The organism is Paenalkalicoccus suaedae (assembly GCF_006965545.2).
In the GTDB taxonomy this organism is placed as follows: domain Bacteria; phylum Bacillota; class Bacilli; order Bacillales; family Salisediminibacteriaceae; genus Paenalkalicoccus; species Paenalkalicoccus suaedae.
The window spans coordinates 112,358-136,816 of record NZ_CP041372.2 but is presented as its reverse complement, the minus strand read 5'-3'; the positions used below and the strand labels follow the sequence as shown (position 1 = coordinate 136,816).

The following is a 24,459-nucleotide window of genomic DNA, read 5'->3' as shown; positions in this document are numbered from 1 at the left end:
TACAACAAATTCGTTAGAGTGACAATGAAAAACCTATTTAGTTTCCAGCGCTCTTCTTAACGATTTCTTCCGCGATGCTCTTAGGTACTTCTTCATAGTGGTCGAAGTGCATAGAGTAGTTACCGCGTCCTTGTGTGTTAGAACGTAGAGATGTCGCATAACCGAACATTTCAGATAGTGGAACCATCGCTTTAACTGTTTGAGCGTTACCGCGAGCTTCCATTCCTTCTACGCGTCCACGACGTGACGTAATGTCACCCATGATATCTCCCATGTATTCTTCAGGAATAACAACTTCTACCTTCATGAGTGGCTCAAGAAGAACAGGATTACACTTGTTCTTTGCTTCTTTCAAAGCAAGGGAAGCTGCTACCTTAAATGCCATCTCGTTTGAGTCAACATCGTGGTAAGATCCGTCGAATAGACGAGCTTTAATATCAACGATTGGGAATCCAGCAAGCATACCGTTGTCTAATGAACTCTTAACACCGTCAGCAACAGAGTTAATGTATTCACGAGGTACTACACCACCAACGATATTATCGATGAATTCAAAACCTGCTCCTTCGTCGTTTGGAGAGAACTCAATCCATACGTGACCGTACTGACCGCGTCCACCAGACTGACGTACGAACTTACCTTCACACTTCGCAGCTTGGCGAATTGTTTCACGGTAAGATACCTGTGGAGCACCAACATTAGCTTCTACTTTAAACTCACGGCGCATACGGTCAACGATGATATCAAGGTGAAGCTCACCCATACCAGCGATGATTGTTTGGCCTGTTTCGTCATCAGTGTGCGTGCGGAATGTTGGATCTTCTTCTGCAAGCTTAGCAAGTGCCATACCCATCTTATCTTGGTCAGCTTTCGACTTAGGCTCTACAGATAGAGAGATTACTGGATCAGGGAATTCCATAGACTCAAGAATTACAAGACTCTTTTCGTCACATAGAGTATCTCCTGTTGAAGTATCTTTAAGACCTACTCCAGCCGCGATATCTCCAGCGTAACACGTTGGGATTTCTTCACGGTGGTTAGCGTGCATTTGTAGGATACGTCCCATACGCTCACGTTTACCCTTAGAAGAGTTAACAACGTATGAACCAGCGTCTACTTTACCAGAGTAAACTCGGAAGAAAGTAAGCTTACCTACGAATGGGTCTGTTGCTACTTTGAAAGCTAGAGCAGCGAATGGCTGATCGTCGCTAGATTTACGTACAACTTCCTCTTCTGAATCAGGGAGGATACCTTTAATGTCAGCAACATCAGTTGGTGCTGGCAGGTAATCAACAACTGCGTCTAGAAGTAGCTGTACACCTTTGTTTTTGAATGCAGAACCACAAAGTACTGGGTAGAAATCAACGCTGTTCGTTGCGTTACGGATCGCAGCCTTAAGCTCAGGAATCGTAACTTCTTCCCCTTCTAGGTACTTCATCATTAGTTCTTCATCAAGTTCAGATACTGCTTCAATTAGCTTGTCGCGGTATTCTTCAGCTTGTGCTTTGTATTCTTCAGGAATCTCACGAGCTTCCGTTCTAGTACCTTCATCGTCAAGGTAGTAGAAAGCGTTCATCTCAACTAGATCAATGATTCCTTCGAAATCGTCTTCAGCACCAATTGGAAGCTGGATAGCTGCCGCATTAGCACCTAGGCGATCCTTAAGAGTACCTAGTGAGTAAATGAAGTCCGCACCTAACTTATCCATTTTGTTAACGAATACGATACGTGGTACCCCGTAAGTAGTTGCCTGACGCCATACTGTTTCTGTTTGTGGCTCTACACCAGACTGCGCGTCAAGAACGGCTACAGCACCATCAAGTACTCGAAGGGAACGCTCAACTTCTACTGTGAAGTCTACGTGACCAGGAGTATCAATGATATTGATGCGGTGACCTTCCCACTGTGCAGTTGTTGCAGCAGAAGTGATAGTGATCCCACGCTCTTGCTCTTGCTCCATCCAGTCCATTTGAGAACCGCCGTCGTGAGTTTCACCGATTTTATGAATGCGCCCTGTATAGAAAAGAATACGCTCAGTTGCAGTAGTTTTACCTGCATCAATGTGCGCCATGATCCCGATATTACGAGTCTTTTCTAAGGAGAATTCTCTTGGCATATGTCACTTTCTCCTTCCTATATTGAGAGATTTCCGCTCGAAAAGGCATAAGTAGACGGGCCACTATGCCTTTTCAGCTGGAAAAAAGCTTTTATCCTACCAACGGTAGTGAGCAAACGCTTTGTTTGCTTCTGCCATACGGTGAGTTTCTTCGCGCTTCTTGACAGAAGCACCAGTGTTGTTAGCTGCATCTAGAATTTCGTAAGCTAGACGCTCTTCCATTGTCTTCTCTCCGCGTAGTCGTGCATAATTCACTAACCAACGAAGTCCAAGAGTAGTACGGCGCTCAGCCTTTACTTCGATCGGTACCTGATAGTTAGCTCCACCTACACGGCGTGCTTTTACTTCAAGTACAGGCATAATGTTCTTTAGCGCGTTTTCGAAGACTTCATGTGGGTCTTCTCCTGAACGTTCGCGTACAAGATCAAATGCATTATAAAGAATTGACTGTGCTACACCTTTCTTACCGTCAACCATGATGCGGTTGATAAGGCGTGTAACAAGCTTAGACTTGTAAATAGGATCTGCTAATACATCGCGACGAGTTACTGGTCCTTTACGAGGCATTGGAGTCCCTCCTTTCCCATTTTTCTATCGAAATAGATGAATTTAAAAATATTATTTCTTAGGACGCTTTGTTCCGTACTTAGAACGGCTCTGCATACGGTTTTCAACACCTGCAGTATCAAGCGCACCACGAACGATGTGATAACGTACCCCTGGTAAGTCTTTTACTCGTCCACCACGGATAAGAACAACACTGTGCTCTTGTAGGTTGTGTCCGATACCTGGGATATATGCCGTTACCTCAATTTGGTTAGTCAAACGTACACGAGCGTACTTACGAAGTGCAGAGTTTGGCTTCTTAGGAGTCATAGTCCCTACACGAGTACATACACCACGCTTTTGTGGAGAGCTCTCGTTTGTTTGCGACTTCTTAAAGCTGTTGTAGCCTTTATTTAGTGCCGGAGAGTCAGACTTTTGTACCTTTGACTTACGGCCTTGTCGTACCAATTGGTTAATTGTTGGCATGATTGTTTCCTCCTTCCTTATCTAAAAATCTAAGCCCACTGGTCCAGGTGGTTCACAAATGGGTAAAAGGAAAGTCTCTGCCAGCTTTCGCTGGCAAAAACTTTTTTACTTTTTAATGGCTACAATTGCTGCATTGACATCTATTCCACAAGCTTTACCAAGCTTCTTCATAGAGTCGACGTACTCAATAGATACTGATTTGTTCTCTGCGCTTGTAAGTACCTTAGCAAGCACATGCTGATCTGCATCCTTTGCAACAACGAGCTCCTTAACCTGCTCATTTTCCAGTGCTTTTAACGTCTGTTTCGTGCCGACGACTTTATTCGTTGCCTGGGCTACTTTTTCATAAGACATTGTTGATCCTCCAAAGCATCAGGTATTTGGCACACTTTGATATAGTACCACCGTGAGAAAAAAGTGTCAACACTTTTTGAGATTATTCTTGTGCTGTTACTTCTTCAACTGCATTCTCTGGTGCAACTACCTCGTCACCCTGCTTAGGAAATGCTTGACGATAGCGCTGCATACCTGTACCAGCAGGTACGAGCTTACCGATAATAACATTTTCCTTCAGACCAACAAGTTCGTCTCGCTTCCCTTTAATTGCTGCATCAGTTAGGACACGAGTCGTCTCCTGGAAGGATGCTGCAGATAGGAAGGAATCCGTTTCAAGTGAAGCCTTTGTAATACCAAGTAATACTGGACGTCCAGATGCTGGGCGACCGTTCTTGAGGAGAATATCTCTATTAGCCTCGTTAAACTGGTGAATCTCAACAAGAGATCCTGGAAGTACATTTGTATCTCCCGCGTCCATAACACGGATCTTACGCATCATTTGACGAACCATTACCTCGACGTGCTTATCGCCGATTTCTACCCCTTGCATACGATATACTTTTTGTACTTCACGTAGAAGATACTCTTGTACACCGTGTACACCAGATACAGTTAGAAGTTCCTTCGGATCAATAGAACCTTCAGTTAGCTCTTGACCAGGCTTCACTTCTTCTCCAACCTTCACTTTCAGGCGAGCACCGTACATAGTTGGGTAGTTACGTGTTTCAATTGCGCCTTGAACGACGATTTCCTTCTTGTCATTCTGCTCTTTCACATCGATAACCTTACCTTCGATTTCAGAAATAACAGCTTGACCCTTCGGATTACGAGCCTCAAATACCTCTTGGATACGAGGTAGACCCTGTGTAATATCGTCTCCGGCTACACCACCTGTGTGGAACGTACGCATTGTAAGCTGTGTACCTGGCTCTCCGATAGACTGGGCTGCAATAATACCAACTGCCTCTCCAACCTCTACGTTAGATCCAGTAGCTAAGTTACGTCCGTAACACTTCTTACAAGCACCGTGCTTCGTGTCACATGTGAACACAGAACGAATTAATACTTCTTCAATTCCTGCATCTTCAATGACCTTCGCTGTGTCTTCAGAAATGCTTTCGTTACGATCTACAATGACTTCGTTCGTTTCAGGATGGACGATCTTCTGGAAGGATACACGACCTACTAAACGGTCATATAAGCTTTCAATGATTTCCGAGCCTTCGCGAATCGCTTTTACTTCTAAACCACGGTCCGTTCCACAGTCATCCTCACGGATAATAACATCCTGTGCAACGTCTACAAGACGACGAGTTAGGTAACCTGAGTCAGCCGTCTTAAGGGCTGTATCGGCAAGACCTTTACGCGCACCGTGTGTCGAAATAAAGTACTCAAGTACCGTCAGACCCTCACGGAACGAGGACTTGATCGGAAGCTCAATGATTCGACCAGATGGGTTTGCCATCAGACCACGCATACCAGCAAGCTGCGTAAAGTTAGAGGCGTTACCACGGGCACCAGAGTCACTCATCATAAAGATCGGGTTGCGCTTATCAAGTGTTCCGAGAAGCTTCGTCTGAATAACGTCTTTCGCTTTACTCCAGATCTCGATAACTTTATCATAGCGCTCTTCTTCTGTAATAAGACCGCGACGGAATTGCTTCGATACCTTCGAAACTTTTTCGTCAGCCTCATCAAGAATCTCTTTCTTATCCTTTAATACGACGATGTCAGATACACCAATCGTGATACCGGCTTTCGTCGAGTAATGGAAACCAAGGTCCTTCATCTTATCAAGCATGATAGACGTCTCAGAAATCTTAAATTTCTTAAATACCTCTGCGATGATATCTCCAAGGAAGCCTTTCTTAAATGGTGATACAAGATCACGCTCTTTAAATTCCTTCTTCACATCTGTAGTAGATGGGACGAAGTACTTTTCAGGCGTTTCCTTTTCAAGGTTTTCCATAGAAGGTTCATTCATATAAGGGAATGACTCCGGAAGAATTTCGTTAAAGATAATCTTACCTACAGAAGTAAGAAGAAGATCTTCTTGGAATTTCTCCTTGAAGTTTGTTTTGTTTACTTCTTTAACCGGAATACCGATACGCGTGTGAAGGTGCACATAGCCGTTTTGATAAGCTGTTAGCACTTCGTTAGGCGTTGCGAATACCGTACCTTCACCAATTGCATCTTCGCGTTCCATTGTTAGGTAGTAGTTACCTAGTACCATATCCTGGGAAGGCGTTACTACCGGCTTACCATCCTTAGGGTTAAGAATGTTTTGTGCCGCTAGCATAAGAAGACGAGACTCCGCTTGTGCCTCTGCAGATAGTGGAACGTGAACAGCCATTTGGTCACCATCAAAGTCAGCGTTATATGCTGTACATACGAGTGGGTGAAGCTTAATTGCACGACCTTCTACAAGAGTAGGCTCGAATGCCTGAATACCAAGTCTGTGAAGCGTTGGCGCTCGGTTTAATAGAACCGGGTGCTCACGAATTACTTCTTCAAGAACATCCCATACTTCAGGGTGCACACGCTCTACTTTACGCTTTGCGCTCTTGATATTGTGAGCAAGACCTTGACTTACAAGCTCCTTCATAACGAAAGGCTTGAATAGCTCAAGTGCCATTTCCTTCGGTAGACCACACTGATACATCTTTAGGTTAGGTCCTACAACGATTACCGAACGTCCTGAGTAGTCAACACGCTTACCAAGAAGGTTTTGACGGAAACGACCCTGTTTCCCTTTTAACATGTGTGAAAGGGACTTAAGTGGACGGTTACCCGGCCCAGTTACAGGACGTCCGCGACGACCGTTATCGATTAACGCATCGACAGCTTCTTGAAGCATACGCTTCTCGTTTTGAACGATAATGTTTGGCGCACCTAAATCTAAAAGACGCTTTAGACGGTTATTACGGTTAATAACACGGCGATATAGATCGTTTAAGTCAGAAGTTGCAAAACGACCACCATCTAGCTGTACCATCGGGCGAAGCTCAGGTGGGATAACAGGAAGTACGTCTAGTACCATCCAGCTTGGTTCGTTTTCAGAATGACGGAATGCTTCGATTACCTCAAGACGCTTAATCGCACGAGTACGACGCTGTCCTTGAGCTGTCTCTAGCTCTTCCTTCAGTTGAATAGCTTCCTTCTCAAGATCAATATCAGATAAAAGCTTACGAATTGCTTCTGCTCCCATTTCAGCAGTGAAAGAACGGCCATACTTATCGCGATAAGCGCGGTACTCTTTCTCTGAAAGAAGTTGCTTTAATTCAAGTGGTGTATCACCAGCATCTGTTACAACATACGATGCAAAGTAAATAACCTCTTCAAGTGAACGTGGTGACATGTCTAAAACAAGACCCATTCGACTTGGAATACCTTTAAAGTACCAAATGTGGGAGACAGGGGCAGCAAGCTCAATGTGCCCCATACGCTCACGACGAACCTTCGCGCGCGTTACTTCAACTCCACATCTGTCACAAACTACGCCCTTATAACGAACGCGCTTGTATTTACCACAGTGACATTCCCAATCCTTCGTAGGGCCGAAGATACGCTCACAGAAGAGACCGTCTTTCTCCGGCTTCAACGTACGATAGTTGATTGTCTCTGGTTTTTTAACCTCTCCACGGGACCAAGAGCGAATCTTGTCCGAGGATGCTAAGCCGATCTTCATATATTCAAAATTATTTACATCTATCAAGGGGCTAACCTCCCTTTCAGCATTCAAGTTGACTGGTTACGGCCGAATTACTCTCCGCTAGACTCTAAGTTTAAGTTTAGCTTATCGTTTGCTTGATCATCATCGTCATCAATCTCAAGCATGTCGATTTCTTCGTCATTGCTTGAAAGCATCTTAACGTCCATTCCTAGACTTTGAAGCTCTTTGATTAATACTTTAAACGATTCAGGTACTCCAGGTTCTGGTACATTCTCACCTTTAACAATCGCTTCATACGTCTTCACACGTCCGATTGTATCATCGGATTTAACCGTCAAGATTTCTTGAAGCGTGTAGGCAGCACCATATGCCTCAAGTGCCCAAACCTCCATCTCACCAAAACGCTGTCCACCAAACTGGGCTTTACCACCAAGTGGCTGTTGCGTTACTAGAGAGTATGGTCCAGTTGAACGAGCGTGTAGCTTGTCATCAACCATGTGAGCGAGCTTAATCATATACATAACACCAACAGATACACGGTTATCAAATGGCTCACCTGAACGTCCATCATATAAGACTGTCTTACCGTCACGAGCCATGCCCGCTTCAGCAATTGTCGCCCATACATCTTCCTCGTTCGCTCCATCAAATACAGGTGTTGCAATGTGAATGCCTAGCTGACGTGCTGCCATTCCCATGTGTAGCTCTAACACCTGTCCGATGTTCATACGAGAAGGTACCCCAAGTGGGTTAAGCATGATGTCGATCGGCGTACCGTCTGGTAGGTAAGGCATATCTTCTTCTGGAAGAATACGAGAGATTACACCTTTGTTACCATGACGTCCGGCCATCTTGTCACCTTCGTTGATCTTACGCTTTTGAACGATGTAGACACGTACCAATTGGTTTACACCAGGTGGTAGCTCGTCGCCATCTTCACGATTAAAGATTTTCACGTCAAGGACGATTCCATCTCCACCGTGTGGCGCGCGAAGAGATGTATCTCTTACTTCACGAGCCTTTTCACCGAAGATTGCATGTAGAAGACGTTCTTCAGCTGTTAGCTCTGTTACCCCTTTAGGTGTAACCTTACCAACAAGGATGTCGCCATCCTTTACTTCTGCACCGACACGGATAATTCCGCGGTCGTCTAAGTTTTTAAGCGCATCGTCCCCAACATTCGGGATATCACGCGTAATTTCTTCAGGTCCAAGCTTTGTATCACGTGCTTCAGACTCATATTCCTCGATGTGGATAGACGTGTAAACATCGTCTTTTACAAGGCGCTCACTTAAAATGATCGCATCCTCATAGTTATACCCATCCCAAGTCATGAATCCTACTAATACGTTTTGTCCAAGAGCCATCTCACCAAGCTCCATAGAGGAACCGTCAGCAAGAATTTCGCCCGTACGTACATTCATACCTTCCGAAACGATAGGACGCTGGTTGTAGCAGGTACCTTGGTTAGAGCGTTCGAACTTCATAAGGTTATAGCGTTTAATGTCGCCTTCTACCTCACGGCCGTCGACCTCTTTCACTTCACGTACGTCTACAAACTTCGCCGTTACCTTTTCAACGCGACCTGGTGCTTTTGCAACAACAGCAGCTCCAGAATCACGAGCAGATACGTATTCCATACCAGTACCAACTAATGGAGAGTGTGGCTCAATTAGAGGTACAGCTTGACGTTGCATGTTCGCTCCCATAAGTGCACGGTTGGAGTCATCGTTTTCGAGGAAAGGAATACATGCCGTCGCAGCAGATACTACCTGCTTAGGCGAAACGTCCATGTAGTCAACTCGGTCGCGAGGAACGATAATGTTTTCCCCACGGAAACGACAGATGATATTTTCGTCAATGAAGTTACCTTCATCATCGAGCTTGGCATTCGCCTGTGCAACTACATAGTTATCCTCTTCATCAGCAGTTAGGTAGTCTACCTGCTTCGACACCTGTCCTTTATCGTGGTCTACACGACGGTAAGGCGTTTCAATAAATCCAAATGGATTTACCTTTGCGAAAGAAGATAACGAGTTGATTAACCCGATGTTCGGTCCTTCAGGCGTCTCAATCGGACACATACGACCATAGTGAGAGTAGTGAACGTCACGCACTTCAAAGCCTGCGCGCTCACGCGTTAAACCACCGGGTCCTAAGGCAGATAGACGACGCTTATGCGTTAATTCCGCAAGTGGGTTTGTCTGATCCATGAACTGAGATAGCTGCGAGCTACCAAAGAACTCTTTAATAGATGCGATAACAGGGCGAATGTTAATAAGCGCCTGTGGCGTAATCATGCTAGCATCTTGAATCGACATTCTTTCACGTACAACACGCTCCATACGTGATAGACCAATACGGAATTGATTTTGTAGTAGCTCACCAACAGAACGTAGACGACGGTTACCAAGGTGATCGATATCGTCTGTATTTCCTACTCCGTGAAGGAGGTTAAAGAAATAGCTGACAGATGAAATGATATCAGCAGGTGTAATGTGCTTAATCTTTTCGTCGATCTCTCCATTAGCAATAACTCGTGTCGTTGTATCTGGCTCAGCAGCGTTTTGAGAATAAATAAGGACAGACTGAATATCAACGTCCTCATCGTCAATGACGCCTCCGCTAAGATTGATGTGTTTAAAGCCAACGTTATTCTCGAGGTACGGGATAAGCTTATCTAACGTACGACGATCAATAACAGTACCCTCTTCAGCAAGAATTTCGCCAGTCTCAGGGTCTACTAATGTCTCTGCAAGACGCTGATTAAATAGACGATTCTTTATATGAAGCTTTTTGTTCATTTTATAACGACCCACATTTGCTAGATCATAGCGCTTTGGATCGAAGAAACGAGATTCTAAGAGGCTTTTCGCACTCTCAACAGTTGGAGGCTCTCCAGGGCGAAGGCGCTCATAAATCTCAAGCAGGGCCTTCTCTGAGCTGTCCGTGTTATCTTTTTCTAGGGAATTACGAAGATATTCATCTTCACCTAGTAGATCAATAATCTCTTGATCTGTACCAAAGCCTAAAGCACGTAATAAAACAGTTACAGGGATTTTACGTGTGCGGTCGATACGAACGTACACAACATCCTTTGCATCTGTCTCAAGCTCGAGCCATGCTCCACGGTTTGGAATAACCGTTGCTGTAAAGCCACGCTTTCCGTTCTTGTCAATTTTTTTGCTGAAATATACACTTGGTGAACGTACGAGCTGCGATACAATAACGCGCTCTGCACCATTGATAACAAACGTACCTGTGTCTGTCATTAATGGGAAGTCACCCATAAATACTTCTTGCTCTTTTACCTCGCCTGTTTCCTTGTTAATTAACCGTACTTTCACACGAAGTGGAGCAGAATATGTCACATCGCGCTCTTTTGATTCGTCGACTGGATACTTAGGATCTCCTAAGCTATAATCGATAAACTCAAGCACTAAGTTACCTGTGAAATCTTCGATTGGTGAGATGTCTTGAAACATCTCCCGAATCCCTTCATCAAGAAACCATTGATAAGAAGCAGTCTGAATTTCAATCAAGTTTGGAAGATCCAAAACCTCATTAATTCGCGCATAACTTCTTCTCTGGCGGTGGCGTCCATACTGAACTAGTTGACCTGTCAACTCATTCACCCCTCAAACCTAACGTTTTTATCATCAAAAGGTGTACATAGTACAACCTTTGACAGATACATGTTTGTAGTCCCGTTTTTTAACGTAAAGACGTATTAAACTCGACAAGGAAAACCAGTAATTAAACGGGTGTCATGAGAACGATTGACAACCATTTTTCGAAATCTTAAAGGATACAGAGGATGTAATGTAGAATATACGGGTATAGTGAAGAAAGAAATCAATAAATAAATAAAAAAAGGGTATAAAAGTCTTCTAAAATATCGTCGTGTATAAAAGACGTTTCTAGTTTATCCAACTCACCCTTTTTTTAATCATCGTTCTCTATATAAAGTCTATGACACTTACGTAAATCAAGTAATAGAGCGCAATAGCCCTATTATCATTTTATATTCATACGCATTAAATAACACTATCACAATTCACGATGTCAGTCAACGCTTTTTTTCGCATGGTAAATAAAATATCCTTTTGACTTCGCCTTTGTTGTAACATCAAAACCTAGATCCTCGAGCTTTGTCAGCGTAGATGCTGCCCCTTGCTTCTTTTGAATGACAATCCATAGTTCTCCTCCTGGTAGCAACACGTCATATGCTTGCTCATACAGAGCAAAAATCGTTTGCTTCCCAGCTCGGATTGGTGGGTTTGAGATGACAGCAGCCACACTCTCCTTCTCGACCCCATCAAGTAAATTGTTTTCATAGACACGCACATCTGCTTTATTTGCCATTGCGTTTTCTTTTGCAAGCGAAACCGAGCGCTCATTGACATCGACTAGCTCTATTAATCTTCCGGAGAATTCTTTTGATAAGGATATCCCGATAGGTCCCCACCCACAGCCAACATCCATAATCGGCCCTTTTACAGCAGGCTCCTCCATTGTCTCGATCAAAAGCCGAGATCCAAAATCTAAGCCTCCACGAGAAAATACGCCGCGATCAACCGTAAACGTATATGTTCTATCTCGAATCGTTTCTTTGATCTGCTTGCGCTCGCTAGTAGTAGAAGGTGTTTTAGAATAATAGTGATCAGACATCTAGATTCACTCCTCTTATAACAGGTAAAAAAAGAGAACCCGTCAGGAAATCCTGAGTGAGTTCTCTTTGTAAGAAACAATTACTTAAGCTCGATAGAAGCTCCAGCTTCTTCTAGCTTGCTCTTCATTTCTTCAGCTTCAGCCTTATCTACGCCTTCTTTGATTGCTGCTGGCGCGCCATCAACAAGTGCTTTCGCGTCCTTAAGACCAAGACCAGTTAGCTCACGTACTACTTTGATAACACCGATCTTAGAAGATCCAGCGCTCTCAAGAACTACGTCAAATTCAGTTTGCTCAGCAGCTTCTTCTCCGCCGCCAGCACCTGCTGCAGCTACAGGAGCTGCTGCTGTTACTCCAAATTCTTCTTCAATTGCTTTTACTAGATCGTTAAGTTCTAGTACAGACATTTCTTTAATCTGATCAATAATCGCTTGGTGAGACATGATCGAATTCCTCCTAATAATTTTTAATATTTTTTTGCTACGCTATGAAGCGAGTGTGCTTATGCACCCTGCTCTTCTTTTTGATCGGCAACTGCTTTTGTAGCAAGAGCGAAGTTGCGGATTGGTGCTTGTAGGACGCTGAGTACCATTGAAAGAAGGCCTTCGCGAGATGGTAGCTCCGCAAGTGCTTTAACTTCTTCAAGTGCAACAACCTTACCTTCGATGATACCTGCTTTTAGTTCAAGCGCATCGTGCTTCTTCGCGAAGTTATTAAGTACCTTCGCTGGAGCGATAACGTCGTCGTTACTGAATGCGATTGCTGTAGGACCTACTAGGTACTCATCAATCTCAGTTAGTTCAGCTGCCTCAGTCGCGCGACGTACCATAGAGTTCTTGTAAACTTTGAAGTCTACATTAGCTTCACGAAGTTCTTTACGAAGTTCAGTAACTTCAGAAACGTTAAGTCCACGGTAGTCAACTACGATTGTAGATTGGCTGTCCTTAAGCTTAGTTGTAATTTCATCAACTAATTGGCTCTTTTTTTCGATTACTTTGCTCATCATGACACCTCCTGCAAATAAAATCTCATACCGCACGTGGAGATCTCCATTAAAAAAGCCTCCATGTGCAGACATGGAGGCAAAACGATCGGTTCCTAGAAGACTAGGATCTATGCGTTTCAAACCTCGGTAGGAAATTAAGCGGTTAAGCACCTACTGTCTACGGTATGACTTATAAAATTCACTATTTATGAGTGTAACTCGCCACTAAGGCGATGTCAACTACTATTTGAATTCGTTTGTGCTAACTTTTACTCCAGGTCCCATTGTAGCAGCTACAGATACGTTACGTACGTAAGTACCCTTCGCAGCAGCTGGCTTCGCTTTTAGAAGTGTTTCCACCATTGTGCGGAAGTTCTCTTCAAGCTTTTCGTTATCGAAAGAAGCCTTTCCAATCGGTACGTGGATGTTACCAGACTTATCAACGCGGTATTCTACTTTACCAGCTTTGATCTCTTCAACTGCTTTTGTTACATCAAATGTAACTGTACCAGTCTTAGGGTTTGGCATTAGTCCCTTAGGACCAAGCACACGACCAAGCTTACCAACTTGAGCCATCATGTCAGGCGTAGCAACTACTACGTCAAAGTCCATCCAGCCTTGGTTGATCTTGTTGATTAGGTCTTCTTCACCTACGAAGTCTGCTCCAGCAGCTTCAGCTTCTTTTGCTTTTTCGCCTTTAGCGAAAACAAGTACGCTTTGCGTTTTACCCGTTCCGTTCGGAAGGACAACTGCTCCACGAATTTGCTGATCTGCTTTCTTTGGATCTACTCCAAGACGCGCTGCCATTTCAACAGTTTCGTCGAAGTTAGCAGTTGCAGTCTTCTTTACTAATTCAATTGCTTCTGAAACACCGTAAGCTTTTTCACGATCAACAAGCTTTAGTGCATCAGCATACTTTTTGCTCTTTTTAGCCATGTTTAGTTCCTCCTTATGTGGTTTTAGCGGTTAGACCTCCCACTAATAAAGGTTGCGAACCTGAATAAATCAGGCAGGACACCGTCCTTTACTCGCAACCTCAACGTCTTACTTAGGATTAGTCTTCAATAACGATACCCATGCTGCGGGCAGTACCTTCAACCATACGCATAGCTGCTTCTACATCAGCTGCGTTTAGATCAGGCATTTTTGTTTCAGCGATTTCTCTTACTTTATCACGCTTCAATGTAGCAACCTTGTTACGGTTTGGCTCACCAGAAGCAGTTTCAATACCTGCTGCTTTCTTTAAAAGAACAGCTGCAGGTGGAGTTTTTGTGATAAATGTAAATGAACGGTCTTCGAATACCGTGATTTCTACTGGAATGATTAGGCCCGCTTGTTCTTGTGTACGAGCGTTAAATTCCTTACAGAATCCCATGATATTAATCCCCGCTTGACCAAGTGCTGGTCCTACCGGCGGTGCTGGATTAGCTTTACCAGCTGGAATTTGAAGCTTTACCATTTTAATAACCTTCTTTGCCACGTGACACACCTCCTTAAGTCCGTGATGTGGTAACCGAGCACTATATGCTCTCCCACTCATAAAACCTGCTTTATTGCAGGAAAAAACGTGAACAAGTTGTCCACGTCAAATAACAACATTCAAATTCTATCACTTTCAAAAGCCTATGACAAGTTTTTTTTCAAGACTTGACTAGATTTTTTCAACTTGCGTAAATTCTAGCTCAACTGGCGTCTCGCGTCCAAACATGTTTACATGTACCTTTAGCTTCTGCTTTTCGATCGAAATATCTTCGATTGTACCTACGAAGCTTGCGAAAGGACCTTCTTTAACTTTAACCGACTCTTTAAGTTCAAAGTCAATCTCTTGCTTAGGTGCTTCCACACCCATTTGACGCAGAATTGCTTCTGCCTCTTCTGGTAAAAGCGCTGTCGGCTTAGAGCCTGCTCCTGAAGAACCAACAAACCCTGTTACTCCTGGTGTGTTTCGTACAACATACCAAGAATCATCTGTCATGATCATCTCCACGATGACATAACCAGGGAATACTTTCTTCGAAACTTGCTTCGCTTTCCCATTCTTCATTTCTGTTTCTTCTTCGACTGGAACTAAGACGCGAAAGATCTTATCAACCATATCCATTGATTCTACGCGCTTTTCTAAGTTCGTCTTTACTTTGTTTTCGTATCCGGAATACGTGTGTACAACGTACCAATTTTTCTCCATAATTCGTCTAGGACTGAGTGTCCTTCCCTCCTCTGGTGGTAACGATTTAGTATCTTGTCATGACTGGTCTTAGTTTGTTACTAGATCAATGATTGCCGAAATAGCAAAATCAGAAATTGCAAAGAAAATCGCCATGAAAATCACCGTCGTTACCGTTACGATCGTATATTTAGTAAGCTCCTTACGAGTCGGCCAAGTAACTCGCTTCATTTCTGTCGATACTTCTTTTAGGAACTTAACAGGGTTTTTAACAGCTGCCATCTATTCCACCTCCGAACTAATTACTATTTCGTTTCTGCATGTACTGTATGCGCACCGCACGTCTTACAATATTTTTTTATCTCAAGTCGTTCATTGTTATTAGCTAATGTCTTCGTTGTCGTATAATTTCGGGTTTGACAGCGTTGACAGGCGAGAGTAACCTTCATAGACAAACTCTCCCCCTCCTTACACGTTACTTAATACATACTAGTAAAATTTATCATAATAAAAGGCTTAGTGTCAATGTGCTCTCAAAGATCATCCCTTCTAACCAGGACAGAAAATACCGTTTGTTTGCTATTTTTTGTCGTTTTGAGCTTCCTGTAGGTTAGGGCATCCTCCCCCAAGAAAAACCCCATAACAAAAACCGCTGGCACTAAGGCTAGCGGTCTACTAGTAACATACTGAATCTATGAAAAGCGAACGTCCTTCCACTCCACATAGCGTTCAAGCTTTCGCTTTACTCGCTGCAGAGCGTTATCAATCGACTTAATGTGCCGATTGAGATCCACGGAAATCTCTTGATACGAGCGACCATCTAAGTAAAGCATGAGCACTTCTCGCTCTAGTTCACTTAAGATCTCTCCCATTTTGAGCTCGATATTTTCGAATTCTTCTTGGTTAATTAAGAGCTCCTCTGGATCGTTCATGTTTGAGCTACACAACACATCTAATAGCGTGCGGTCAGATTCTTCATCATATATTGGCTTGTCCAATGATACATAAGAGTTGAGAGGTATATGTTTTTGACGTGTTGCTGTTTTTATTGCGGTAATGATCTGGCGCGTAATGCAAAGCTCAGCAAATGCTTTAAATGACGCAAGCTTGTCTCCTTGGAAATCGCGAATGGCCTTGTAGAGTCCGATCATTCCTTCTTGCACAATGTCCTCATGGTCAGCACCTATTAAAAAGTATGACCGTGACTTTGCGCGCACAAAGTTTTTATACTTTGTGATCAAGAATTCTAATGCTGCGCTGTCCCCTTCGCGAACAAATCCTACGAGGGTTTCATCCTGTGCTTCCGAATACTTTTGCTGTCGTCCCGTCTCGATGAGATTTAGAGCCACCGTTAATCCCTCCGACCATGTCTTTTTCTCTTGCAGAAAAAGCCTGTCACTACCGTCCACTTGAACAGCTGCTTTTTAACTTCTCCCCTAACCAACTAATTGTCTAAATATAGCAATAGTATACAGGATAAAAAAGAAAAGCGTCAAGCTGTCACTTTTTACCTCTCCTTAACATTTCTAATTTTTCCGCAATTTCGTCAGATATCGGCAGCTTCGTTCGACGGCGATGTCGATTCGTCTGCTCTACCTCTGTCGAAATCCCTTTTTCAATTTGTTCTACTTCTGTACGTAACTCCCTTGCAGACTTACGAAAAGCACCACTGGCAAAGATTACACGCTGCTCGACAAAATCAGACGTGGCCACATAAATTTGTCGATCGATTCTTTTTCGCTCATGGACAAGTCGTTCAATCCGCTCATCGGCAGATTCCTTCTCCTTCGTGTAAATCACGTCGAGCGAATAAGGCGTATATTTCTTTCCTAGACCAGGTACCATGTGGGCATCGAAGATTATCGTCACTTCGATGCCCGTAAATGCTTGGTACTCTGCCATTTTCTCAATGAGTACATCACGGGCGCCGGCTAAATCCCGCTTTTGTAATTCGCGGAGCTCCGGCCAGTCTCCTATGATGTTATAGCCGTCTACCAGCAATAGCTTTTTCATGCTACTCGCGCTCCAGGCGGTTACGCTTACGGTACACCTCATACATAAGCAGGCTCGCTGCAACGGATGCGTTCAACGATGTTACATGGCCTACTAACGGAATGCTGACTAAGAAGTCACATTTCTCTCCTACTAAACGGCTCATGCCCTTCCCTTCGCTTCCAATAACGAGACAAGTAGGCATGTCCAAATCTGCTTGACGATAATCCTGCTTGCCTTTGGCGTCTGTTCCCACAAACCAAATGCCCTTCTCCTTCAGCTCTTCCATGGTACGAGCTAAATTCGTTACACGTACAACTGGCACGTGCTCAATTGCACCGGTTGATGCTTTTGCGACTGTAGACGTAAGGCCAACAGCTCGTCTCTTCGGAATGATGACCCCGTGTGCACCAGAGGCGTCCGCCGTGCGCAGAATCGATCCAAGGTTATGCGGATCCTCTAATTCATCTAATAGGAGGAAAAATGGAGCTTCTCCCTTTTTTTCTGCTGCAGCAAAAAGGTCGTCAATCTCTGCATAATCAAATACTGCGACGTTAGCAAGCACCCCTTGGTGATTCTCACCCGGCACGAGCTGATCAAGCTTTTTACGAGGCACGAACTGCACCTGCACCTTCTTAATCTTTGCCTCATCTAGGAGTTCATTCACCTGATTACGCTTCACCCCATCTGCGATAAGAAGCTTGTGTACGTCCCGCTCACTCTTTAAAATTTCTAATACGGCATTTTTGCCGATCACGATATCGTGCTTACGATCTGCCATTCTTATTCCTCCTTCCCTTCTACAAATGCAACGCTCATCCACACAACTTCTTCTAGTCGTTCATGCTGTTTCGTTACATATAAATATCCTAATAGTGCCTCAAACGCCGTACTCATCTGGTACGTCGCTCGATCCGTATTTTTGGGGATCGTATGCGACTTTGCATTACGACCTCTTCTTACTACAGCTTGCTCCTCATCCGTAAGTCGCTCGCCATCCACTAAATGTGCCAAGATCTTAGCCTGTGATCTGGCGGAAACATAGTTCGTCGCCTCTCGGTGGAGCTTGTTGGGACGTACTTTCCCACTCGCTAATAAACGGTATCGGACATATAGTTCAAGCACCCCATCTCCCATATAAGCAAGAGCTAAGGCATTCATTTGTTCTGGATCTGTTATCTCTTCGCCAAACGTAAACATGCCGTGTTATCCTCTTTTCCAGCGCGTACCTTGAGGTGTATCCTCAAGTAAAATTCCTTGCGCTTTTAGTTCGTCACGGATCTCATCCGCTCGAGCAAAGTTACGATCACGACGTGCATCAATACGTTCTTGAATAAGAGCGTCGACTTCCTCATCAAGTAGCTCTTTCTCTTCCTTGAGCGTCATACCAAGCACAAACGCCATATCATCAAACTGATCAAGAAAGGCTTGAAGCACTTCTTTGCTTGAATGCTTTTCTTCTAGATACGTGTTTGCCATTTTGACAAGGTCAAACAGGACAGATGTCGCATTCGCACTGTTAAAGTCATCATCCATTGCATCGATGAATCGTTTTTGTTGCTCGCTAATTTTCATTTTCCATGCGTCGACCTGATCACCTAAATCAACCGATTCTTCCAAACGATACGTGACGTTGGCATAAGCTGTTTTAATACGCTCAAGGCTACTCTTCGCACTCGTCAACTGTTCGTCACTAAAGTTGATCGGGCTTCTATAGTGCGCATTGACGATAAAGAAGCGTACAACCTCTGGATCAAAGGTTTTAATAATATCGTTCACTAAGATAAAGTTCCCGAGTGACTTTGACATCTTTTCGTTATCAATATTAATATAGCCGTTATGGATCCAGTAATTCGCCATTTTCTTTTCGTTCAAGGCTTCGGACTGTGCAATTTCATTTTCGTGGTGCGGGAAAGAAAGATCCTGACCACCAGCATGAATATCAATCGTCTCTCCAAGATGGCGTTTCACCATAGCCGAGCACTCAATATGCCAGCCTGGTCTCCCTTCTCCCCATGGGCTTTCCCATGAAATTTCGCCTTCTTTTGCAGCTTTCCAAAGGACGAAGTCAAGTGGATCCTTCTTCTTATCTCCAACTTCAATACGCGCTCCCGACTGCAAGTCATCGATAGACTGATGAGAGAGCTTTCCGTACCCATCAAAGCTACGTGTGTGGAAATAAACGTCGCCGGCTGACTCATAGGCAAACCCTTTTTCAACAAGGCGATCAATGAATGTAATAATGTCATCCATCGAGTCCGTTACACGGGGGTGAGAATCTGCTCTCTGAACACCAAGCGCTTGCGTGTCAGAGTGATACGCTTCGATAAATCTCTCCGCAAGTGTCATAACATCCTCACCAAGCTCGTCAGCAGCTTTAATAATTTTATCATCCACATCGGTAAAGTTAGAGACGTACTTTACTTCATAACCTCGATACTGGAAATAACGTCGCACCATATCAAAGACAACGGCCGGTCTTGCATTCCCAATATGGATGTAGTTATATACGGTTGGCCCGCACACGTACATCATCACTTTACCTTCTTCGATCGGTTTAAAAAGCTCTTTTTTTCGTGTTAATGTGTTATATAGCTGAATGGCCATCGACCATTACACCTTCCCTTCAGTCTGTTCTTTCGTTGCTTGCTCACGCTTCACTTCTTTTAGTTCTTTTTTAACTCGAATCAACTCTCGCTCTAACTGACGGAACTTATCTGCAATTGGGTCTGGCAGGTTAATATGATCAAGGTCATCTCCTACCTTTACTCCATCCTGTACTACCACTCTACCCGGAATACCTACTACAGTAGAATTCGGAGGCACTTCTTTCAATACGACCGATCCCGCTCCGATTCGTGAGTGTTTACCAATGCGCATGGAGCCTAATACTTTTGCTCCGGTAGCAACTAGGACATGGTCCTCTAACGTAGGGTGCCGCTTTCCTTTCTCTTTCCCCGTTCCACCTAAGGTAACGCCTTGAAAGATCGTGACATCATTGCCAATTTCACATGTCTCTCCAATGACGACTCCCATTCCATGATCAATAAACAGTCGTTGCCCGATCACTGCACCTGGATGAATTTCGATCCCTGTAAAGAAGCGGCTAATTTGCGATAAAAGTCTTGCAAGGAAATACAATTTTTTCCCCCACATAAAATGTGCTAATCGATGTGCCCAAATGGCGTGCACACCAGAGTATGTCAGTAAGACCTCCAAACGATTGCGTGCTGCTGGATCTCGATCTAATACAACATCCAAATCCCCTTTTAACGTTTTAAACATACCTGCTACTACCTCCCTTCTTGCCTGCAAGAAAAAAAGCGTCTCTGTGCCGGGTAGGCACAGAGACGCTCATCGCGCGGTTCCACTCTGTTTGGGCGCATAGCGCCCCGCTTTATTATCCAATACGAGCATCAAAAAGGTGCATTCGGCATCCGCCCATTAAGTCGCTTCCAGCCAAACGGCGACTCTCTCTGTAAATGGTAAAGATGCGTACTAATCCTTTTCTCGTACGTTACTCTATGCATGCGTCTTCTTACTTGTGTATGTTATGCAAGAAGCTGATCGATTCGTTTAATAACAACGGTCTTGCCTAATAGAGCAATGGTTTTTGGTAAATCGGGACCGTGCATTTGACCGGTTACAGCTACACGCGCAGGCATAAATAATTTCTTTCCTTTATGACCTGTTTCTTTTTGAACCGCTTTTAGCGCTCCTTTAATTGCGTCTGGCTCAAAGTCTTCAAGCTCTTCAAACTTTTGCTTTAGTACAGTCAGTACTTCCGGTACCTGCTCTTCATCTAAAATTGCTTTTGCTTCCTCATTATAATCGATTTGCTCACGGAAGAACAACTCTGTAAGCTCGACAATTTGAGCAGCATAGCTCATTTTTTCCTGATGAAGCACGATAAGATCATACGCCCAGTTACGCTGTTGCTCTGTCATGTTCTCTGGAAGTCGTCCAGCTTTCACAAGGTGAGGGAGAGCTAACCACACGACACGATCCTCATCTGCCTGCTTCATATATTGATTATTCATCCATTCGAGCTTTTGCGTATCAAACACCGCAGGAGCTTTGATCACTCGCTCTAGCTTAAATTGCTCAATAAGCTCGTCTAGAGAAAGTAGTTCCTCTTCTCCACCCGGAGACCAGCCAAGAAGCGCGATAAAGTTAACGATCGCTTCTGGTAAATATCCAAGCTCACGGTACTGCTCGACAAACTGGATAATCTTCTCGTCGCGCTTACTCATTTTTTGACGATCCTCATTTAAAATAAGGGACGCATGACCGAAGACAGGCACGTCAAAACCTAATGCTTCATAAATTAAGACTTGTCTTGGTGCGTTAGACAGATGCTCTTCGCCACGGATGACGTGCGTAATCTCCATGAGACTATCATCAATCGTAACAGCAAAGTTATACGTTGGTACGCCGTCTTTACGGACAATAACGAAATCTCCAATTCCATCAGATTCAAAGGTGACTGTACCTCTAATCTCATCCTGGACCTTAATTTCCTGACCTTCGGGTACTAAAAAGCGAACAACAGGCTTACGGCCTTCCGCTTCATACGCTGCTTTTTGCTCGTCTGTTAAGTTACGATCGCGTCCGCTGTACTTTGGAGTCTCCCCACGTGAACGTTGCTCTTCGCGCTCCGCTTCAAGCTCCTCCTCTGTCATATAGCAATGAAAGGCTTTGCCTTCCGCTAGTAGCTGATCCACGTATTTTTGATACGTATCAAGACGCTCCATACTACGATAAGGGGCAAAAGGCCCTCCAACGTCGACGCTCTCATCCCAATCAAGACCAAGCCATTTCATACTAGCCATAAGCTTTTCTGTGGCAGTCTCTACGTTACGAGCCTGGTCCGTATCTTCAATACGCACAATAAATTTCCCGTTGTGATGACGGGCAAATAAATAGTTAAATAGCGCAGAACGCGCTCCTCCGATGTGTAAATGCCCAGTCGGACTTGGGGCAAATCGTACACGTACTTCCTTACTCATGTAGGACACCATCCAATCTCTATACTTGTTGCTTTTATTTTATCATGTTACGACGCTGTCATATAGACTTACTTTGTTTGTTCGACAAGTAGGATAACTGCTTGAGATGCAATTCCTTCCTCACGACCAGTAAACCCTAACTTCTCCGTAGTTGTCGCTTTAACATTTACTTGCGTGACATCCGCATCTAATAGCTCGGCAATACGCTGTTGCATCGTTTGGATGTGCGGAGCCATTTTAGGACGTTGTGCCATAATCGTACAGTCTACGTTACCAAGCACGTATCCACGCTTCTTTACAAGCTGCCAAACGTGTTCTAGTAGTTTAGCAGAGTCTGCATCCTTAAATTCTTCGTCTGTGTCAGGGAAATGCTTCCCGATGTCCCCTTCTCCAATTGCCCCTAGTGCGGCATCAGCAATTGTATGTAAAAGTACATCTGCATCTGAATGACCTAATAGTCCTTTTTCATGAGGGATCTCAATTCCGCCTAAAATAAGCGGTCTACCCTCCACTAGCTGATGTACGTCAAATCCTTGTCCAATTCTCATCGTCTACGCTCCCCTCTTCTCCTAGAGGCAACCATCGCTTCAGCAAAGATCAAATCCTCCGGTGTTGTCACCTTAAAGTTCTCATAGTTCCCCTTCACTATTTTAACTTTCCCACCTGAATATTCAAGTATGCTTGCGTCATCTGTACCTTCGTAGCCTTTATCCTCTGCAACCTGATGAGCTGCCATAATATCAGACAGCCAAAAAGCCTGTGGGGTTTGCGCTGCCCACAGCTTCGTACGATCTTCGGTCTTTTCAATTGTATCCTCACTCACAAGCTTAATTGTATCCTTTAACGGCACTGCCACGATGGCAGCTCCACTTCTTTTTGTTTCTTCTACAAGCTCGTGAATAATGGTTGCTGTAATAAATGGTCTCGCGGCATCGTGAATGAGTACAATACCATCGTCTGCTGCCTTAAGCCCTTCAAAAACACTTTGTTGTCTTTCGCGACCGCCGATGACAACCGCTGTTACCTTTTTGATCGAATACTCCTTGAGTAATGATTGGATCTCTTCCGTTTCTTTCTCATTAACTGCAAGAATAATAGATGTACATAGAGAATCCCCCTCAAACACACGAAGCGTGTGAATCAGGAGGGGTACACCATCGATCAGCAAAAACTGTTTGTTGTGGCCAGCTCCCATCCGCTTCCCTTGTCCGGCAGCTGGCAGAACTACTGTGTATGCCTGCATGATCAATCGTCCTTTTTCTCTTTTTGTCATAGAAGCCCGTGTTAGAGTGCCTTCTCGATAGCTTTCGGTTTAGCAAAGATCATTCTACCAGCCGATGTTTGCAGGACGCTCGTTACCACTACTTCAATCGTTTTACCGATATAGTTACGACCATCTTCCACAACGATCATGGTGCCATCATCTAAATACGCTATTCCTTGATTTTGCTCTTTTCCATCCTTAATCATCTGTACTGCCATCTCTTCTCCAGGAAGCACTACTGGCTTAACGGCATTAGCTAGATCATTAATATTTAAAACAGCTACCCCTTGAAGGTCACAGACTTTATTTAAATTAAAGTCATTCGTTACGACATAGCCATTCAGTACTTTTGCAAGCTTAACGAGCTTACTATCAACCTCTTGAATGTCTTCAAAGTCACCCTCATAAATTTCTACGTTAACGTCTAGTTCCTTTTGAATTTTGTTAAGGATATCTAATCCTCGACGACCCCGGTTACGTTTTAACACGTCCGATGAGTCGGCGATATGCTGCAACTCCTCTAAAACAAATTCTGGAATTAGAAGCGTTCCTTCGATAAAGCCTGTTTGACAAATGTCTGCGATACGCCCATCGATAATGACGCTTGTATCAAGGATTTTAATCTTAAGGTGCTCATCTCTCTCATTCGTATTCTCTACTTTATCCTGCTTTGCGGATGACTTCCCGAAGGATGGGAAGAGTGCTAACATTTCATCCCGCTTCTTGTAACCTACTTGGAATCCTAAATACCCGAATAGTAAGGAAACGAGAATTGGTAGCACGGCATTAACAAATGTAATCTCAATGCTGTTTAGCGCTACATTAATTAAGAAGGCTAGCGATAGTCCGAGAACGAGCCCAACCGTCCCAAAAAGTAAATCCATTACTGGAAGTTTAACTAGTGATTCTTCCACATAACGGATAAATCCGACGATGTTGCCCACAAAGAAGTAAAGTATGAAATATAAGATAAGTGCACCTAATATAGCCCCGGCAAACTCACCAACTAGCCACGACGGTACTCCTTCGATTGGGAGTAGTCGAAGTAAATCTGGAAGGAACAAATAACCAACTGTACCTCCAACAAACAAAATGACAGCCTGTACGATTTTATGAAGCATTTCCTTCACCTCCTTCTTTCATTATAGACATCTTGCTGTCTGCCAAACCTCTTTGACAAACCTTTACAAAAAAAGACACGATTTAAAGCAGTTGAA

Annotated in this window: 24 protein-coding genes and 1 other annotated feature; all 24 genes read right to left on the bottom strand. The window is 43.9% G+C overall.

What is annotated here, in order from left to right; translation table 11 throughout:
• Nucleotides 1-37 precede the first annotated feature (37 nt).
• The 24 genes from fusA to FLK61_RS00980 all read right to left on the bottom strand — a co-directional run bounded on the left by fusA (nucleotide 38) and on the right by FLK61_RS00980 (nucleotide 24,363).
• A complete protein-coding gene (gene fusA / locus FLK61_RS01095; RefSeq protein ID WP_176007714.1) occupies nucleotides 38-2,116 on the bottom strand; it encodes an elongation factor G in 2,079 nt (692 codons plus the stop codon).
• Nucleotides 2,117-2,212: 96 nt separating this feature from the next.
• Complete coding sequence (rpsG, locus tag FLK61_RS01090; RefSeq protein WP_176007713.1) at nucleotides 2,213-2,683, bottom strand: 30S ribosomal protein S7; 471 nt, start codon at nucleotides 2,681-2,683, stop codon at nucleotides 2,213-2,215.
• A gap of 51 nt (nucleotides 2,684-2,734) precedes the next feature.
• Nucleotides 2,735-3,148, bottom strand: coding sequence for a 30S ribosomal protein S12 (rpsL, locus tag FLK61_RS01085; RefSeq protein WP_176007712.1), 414 nt, complete (start codon nucleotides 3,146-3,148; stop codon nucleotides 2,735-2,737).
• A 105-nt stretch (nucleotides 3,149-3,253) separates the two neighbouring features.
• Nucleotides 3,254-3,502 carry a 50S ribosomal protein L7ae-like protein gene (locus tag FLK61_RS01080; protein ID WP_176007711.1) on the bottom strand — a complete coding sequence of 83 codons (249 nt, stop codon included), beginning with the start codon at nucleotides 3,500-3,502 and terminating at the stop codon, nucleotides 3,254-3,256.
• A gap of 82 nt (nucleotides 3,503-3,584) precedes the next feature.
• Nucleotides 3,585-7,199: a DNA-directed RNA polymerase subunit beta' gene (rpoC, locus tag FLK61_RS01075; RefSeq protein ID WP_176007710.1), complete on the bottom strand. Its 3,615-nt coding sequence runs from the start codon at nucleotides 7,197-7,199 to the stop codon at nucleotides 3,585-3,587.
• A gap of 47 nt (nucleotides 7,200-7,246) precedes the next feature.
• Nucleotides 7,247-10,783 carry a DNA-directed RNA polymerase subunit beta gene (gene rpoB / locus FLK61_RS01070; protein ID WP_176007709.1) on the bottom strand — a complete coding sequence of 1,179 codons (3,537 nt, stop codon included), beginning with the start codon at nucleotides 10,781-10,783 and terminating at the stop codon, nucleotides 7,247-7,249.
• 439 nt (nucleotides 10,784-11,222) lie between these two features.
• Complete coding sequence (locus FLK61_RS01065; RefSeq protein WP_176007708.1) at nucleotides 11,223-11,828, bottom strand: class I SAM-dependent methyltransferase; 606 nt, start codon at nucleotides 11,826-11,828, stop codon at nucleotides 11,223-11,225.
• 80 nt (nucleotides 11,829-11,908) lie between these two features.
• Entirely contained in the window at nucleotides 11,909-12,271 is a 363-nt protein-coding gene (gene rplL / locus FLK61_RS01060; protein WP_176007707.1) for a 50S ribosomal protein L7/L12, read from the bottom strand.
• Nucleotides 12,272-12,330: 59 nt separating this feature from the next.
• Complete coding sequence (rplJ, locus tag FLK61_RS01055) at nucleotides 12,331-12,831, bottom strand: 50S ribosomal protein L10 (protein WP_176011088.1); 501 nt, start codon at nucleotides 12,829-12,831, stop codon at nucleotides 12,331-12,333.
• Between the two features lie 42 nt (nucleotides 12,832-12,873).
• Nucleotides 12,874-13,015, bottom strand: a sequence feature (ribosomal protein L10 leader region).
• Nucleotides 13,016-13,056: 41 nt separating this feature from the next.
• A complete protein-coding gene (rplA, locus tag FLK61_RS01050; protein ID WP_176007706.1) occupies nucleotides 13,057-13,749 on the bottom strand; it encodes a 50S ribosomal protein L1 in 693 nt (230 codons plus the stop codon).
• A 118-nt stretch (nucleotides 13,750-13,867) separates the two neighbouring features.
• A complete protein-coding gene (rplK, locus tag FLK61_RS01045) occupies nucleotides 13,868-14,293 on the bottom strand; it encodes a 50S ribosomal protein L11 (protein WP_176007705.1) in 426 nt (141 codons plus the stop codon).
• 171 nt (nucleotides 14,294-14,464) lie between these two features.
• A complete protein-coding gene (gene nusG, locus FLK61_RS01040; protein ID WP_176007704.1) occupies nucleotides 14,465-14,998 on the bottom strand; it encodes a transcription termination/antitermination protein NusG in 534 nt (177 codons plus the stop codon).
• A 69-nt stretch (nucleotides 14,999-15,067) separates the two neighbouring features.
• Nucleotides 15,068-15,259, bottom strand: a complete 192-nt coding sequence (secE, locus tag FLK61_RS01035; RefSeq protein ID WP_176007703.1) for a preprotein translocase subunit SecE — start codon at nucleotides 15,257-15,259, stop codon at nucleotides 15,068-15,070.
• A 23-nt stretch (nucleotides 15,260-15,282) separates the two neighbouring features.
• A complete protein-coding gene (rpmG, locus tag FLK61_RS01030) occupies nucleotides 15,283-15,432 on the bottom strand; it encodes a 50S ribosomal protein L33 (protein ID WP_176007702.1) in 150 nt (49 codons plus the stop codon).
• Between the two features lie 237 nt (nucleotides 15,433-15,669).
• Nucleotides 15,670-16,326 carry an RNA polymerase sporulation sigma factor SigH gene (gene sigH / locus FLK61_RS01025; protein ID WP_176007701.1) on the bottom strand — a complete coding sequence of 219 codons (657 nt, stop codon included), beginning with the start codon at nucleotides 16,324-16,326 and terminating at the stop codon, nucleotides 15,670-15,672.
• A 151-nt stretch (nucleotides 16,327-16,477) separates the two neighbouring features.
• Nucleotides 16,478-16,990, bottom strand: coding sequence for an NYN domain-containing protein (locus FLK61_RS01020; RefSeq protein WP_176007700.1), 513 nt, complete (start codon nucleotides 16,988-16,990; stop codon nucleotides 16,478-16,480).
• Nucleotide 16,991: 1 nt separating this feature from the next.
• Nucleotides 16,992-17,750: a 23S rRNA (guanosine(2251)-2'-O)-methyltransferase RlmB gene (gene rlmB, locus FLK61_RS01015; RefSeq protein ID WP_176007699.1), complete on the bottom strand. Its 759-nt coding sequence runs from the start codon at nucleotides 17,748-17,750 to the stop codon at nucleotides 16,992-16,994.
• A gap of 2 nt (nucleotides 17,751-17,752) precedes the next feature.
• Nucleotides 17,753-18,148: a Mini-ribonuclease 3 gene (locus FLK61_RS01010; RefSeq protein ID WP_283811905.1), complete on the bottom strand. Its 396-nt coding sequence runs from the start codon at nucleotides 18,146-18,148 to the stop codon at nucleotides 17,753-17,755.
• A 27-nt stretch (nucleotides 18,149-18,175) separates the two neighbouring features.
• Nucleotides 18,176-19,576 (bottom strand): cysteine--tRNA ligase, encoded by a 1,401-nt coding sequence (gene cysS / locus FLK61_RS01005; protein WP_176007697.1) that lies wholly within the window; start codon nucleotides 19,574-19,576, stop codon nucleotides 18,176-18,178.
• A gap of 6 nt (nucleotides 19,577-19,582) precedes the next feature.
• A complete protein-coding gene (gene cysE, locus FLK61_RS01000; protein ID WP_176007696.1) occupies nucleotides 19,583-20,254 on the bottom strand; it encodes a serine O-acetyltransferase in 672 nt (223 codons plus the stop codon).
• A gap of 266 nt (nucleotides 20,255-20,520) precedes the next feature.
• Nucleotides 20,521-21,978: a glutamate--tRNA ligase gene (gene gltX, locus FLK61_RS00995; RefSeq protein ID WP_176007695.1), complete on the bottom strand. Its 1,458-nt coding sequence runs from the start codon at nucleotides 21,976-21,978 to the stop codon at nucleotides 20,521-20,523.
• A 68-nt stretch (nucleotides 21,979-22,046) separates the two neighbouring features.
• Nucleotides 22,047-22,526 carry a 2-C-methyl-D-erythritol 2,4-cyclodiphosphate synthase gene (gene ispF / locus FLK61_RS00990; RefSeq protein WP_176007694.1) on the bottom strand — a complete coding sequence of 160 codons (480 nt, stop codon included), beginning with the start codon at nucleotides 22,524-22,526 and terminating at the stop codon, nucleotides 22,047-22,049.
• Nucleotides 22,523-23,221 carry a 2-C-methyl-D-erythritol 4-phosphate cytidylyltransferase gene (gene ispD / locus FLK61_RS00985; protein ID WP_176007693.1) on the bottom strand — a complete coding sequence of 233 codons (699 nt, stop codon included), beginning with the start codon at nucleotides 23,219-23,221 and terminating at the stop codon, nucleotides 22,523-22,525. Before ispD ends, ispF begins: the two co-directional genes overlap by 4 nt.
• Nucleotides 23,222-23,262: 41 nt before the next feature.
• On the bottom strand, nucleotides 23,263-24,363 hold the full coding sequence (locus FLK61_RS00980; RefSeq protein ID WP_176007692.1) for a PIN/TRAM domain-containing protein: 1,101 nt from the start codon (nucleotides 24,361-24,363) through the stop codon (nucleotides 23,263-23,265).
• Between the last annotated feature and the right edge of the window lie 96 nt (nucleotides 24,364-24,459).

Coding starts and splice junctions, on each gene's coding strand:
- fusA (WP_176007714.1), bottom strand. CDS start 2,116: ATGCCAAGAGAATTCTCCTTAGAAAAGACTCGTAATATCGGGATCATG.
- rpsG (WP_176007713.1), bottom strand. CDS start 2,683: ATGCCTCGTAAAGGACCAGTAACTCGTCGCGATGTATTAGCAGATCCT.
- rpsL (WP_176007712.1), bottom strand. CDS start 3,148: ATGCCAACAATTAACCAATTGGTACGACAAGGCCGTAAGTCAAAGGTA.
- FLK61_RS01080 (WP_176007711.1), bottom strand. CDS start 3,502: ATGTCTTATGAAAAAGTAGCCCAGGCAACGAATAAAGTCGTCGGCACG.
- FLK61_RS01065 (WP_176007708.1), bottom strand. CDS start 11,828: ATGTCTGATCACTATTATTCTAAAACACCTTCTACTACTAGCGAGCGC.
- rplL (WP_176007707.1), bottom strand. CDS start 12,271: ATGTCTCACCAAGCGATTATTGATCAGATTAAAGAAATGTCTGTACTA.
- rplJ (WP_176011088.1), bottom strand. CDS start 12,831: ATGAGCAAAGTAATCGAAAAAAAGAGCCAATTAGTTGATGAAATTACA.
- rplA (WP_176007706.1), bottom strand. CDS start 13,749: ATGGCTAAAAAGAGCAAAAAGTATGCTGATGCACTAAAGCTTGTTGAT.
- nusG (WP_176007704.1), bottom strand. CDS start 14,998: ATGGAGAAAAATTGGTACGTTGTACACACGTATTCCGGATACGAAAAC.
- secE (WP_176007703.1), bottom strand. CDS start 15,259: ATGGCAGCTGTTAAAAACCCTGTTAAGTTCCTAAAAGAAGTATCGACA.
- FLK61_RS01020 (WP_176007700.1), bottom strand. CDS start 16,990: ATGAAAAAGCTATTGCTGGTAGACGGCTATAACATCATAGGAGACTGG.
- rlmB (WP_176007699.1), bottom strand. CDS start 17,750: ATGGCAGATCGTAAGCACGATATCGTGATCGGCAAAAATGCCGTATTA.
- cysS (WP_176007697.1), bottom strand. CDS start 19,576: ATGGCCATTCAGCTATATAACACATTAACACGAAAAAAAGAGCTTTTT.
- cysE (WP_176007696.1), bottom strand. CDS start 20,254: ATGTTTAAAACGTTAAAAGGGGATTTGGATGTTGTATTAGATCGAGAT.
- gltX (WP_176007695.1), bottom strand. CDS start 21,978: ATGAGTAAGGAAGTACGTGTACGATTTGCCCCAAGTCCGACTGGGCAT.
- ispF (WP_176007694.1), bottom strand. CDS start 22,526: ATGAGAATTGGACAAGGATTTGACGTACATCAGCTAGTGGAGGGTAGA.
- ispD (WP_176007693.1), bottom strand. CDS start 23,221: ATGCAGGCATACACAGTAGTTCTGCCAGCTGCCGGACAAGGGAAGCGG.
- FLK61_RS00980 (WP_176007692.1), bottom strand. CDS start 24,363: ATGCTTCATAAAATCGTACAGGCTGTCATTTTGTTTGTTGGAGGTACA.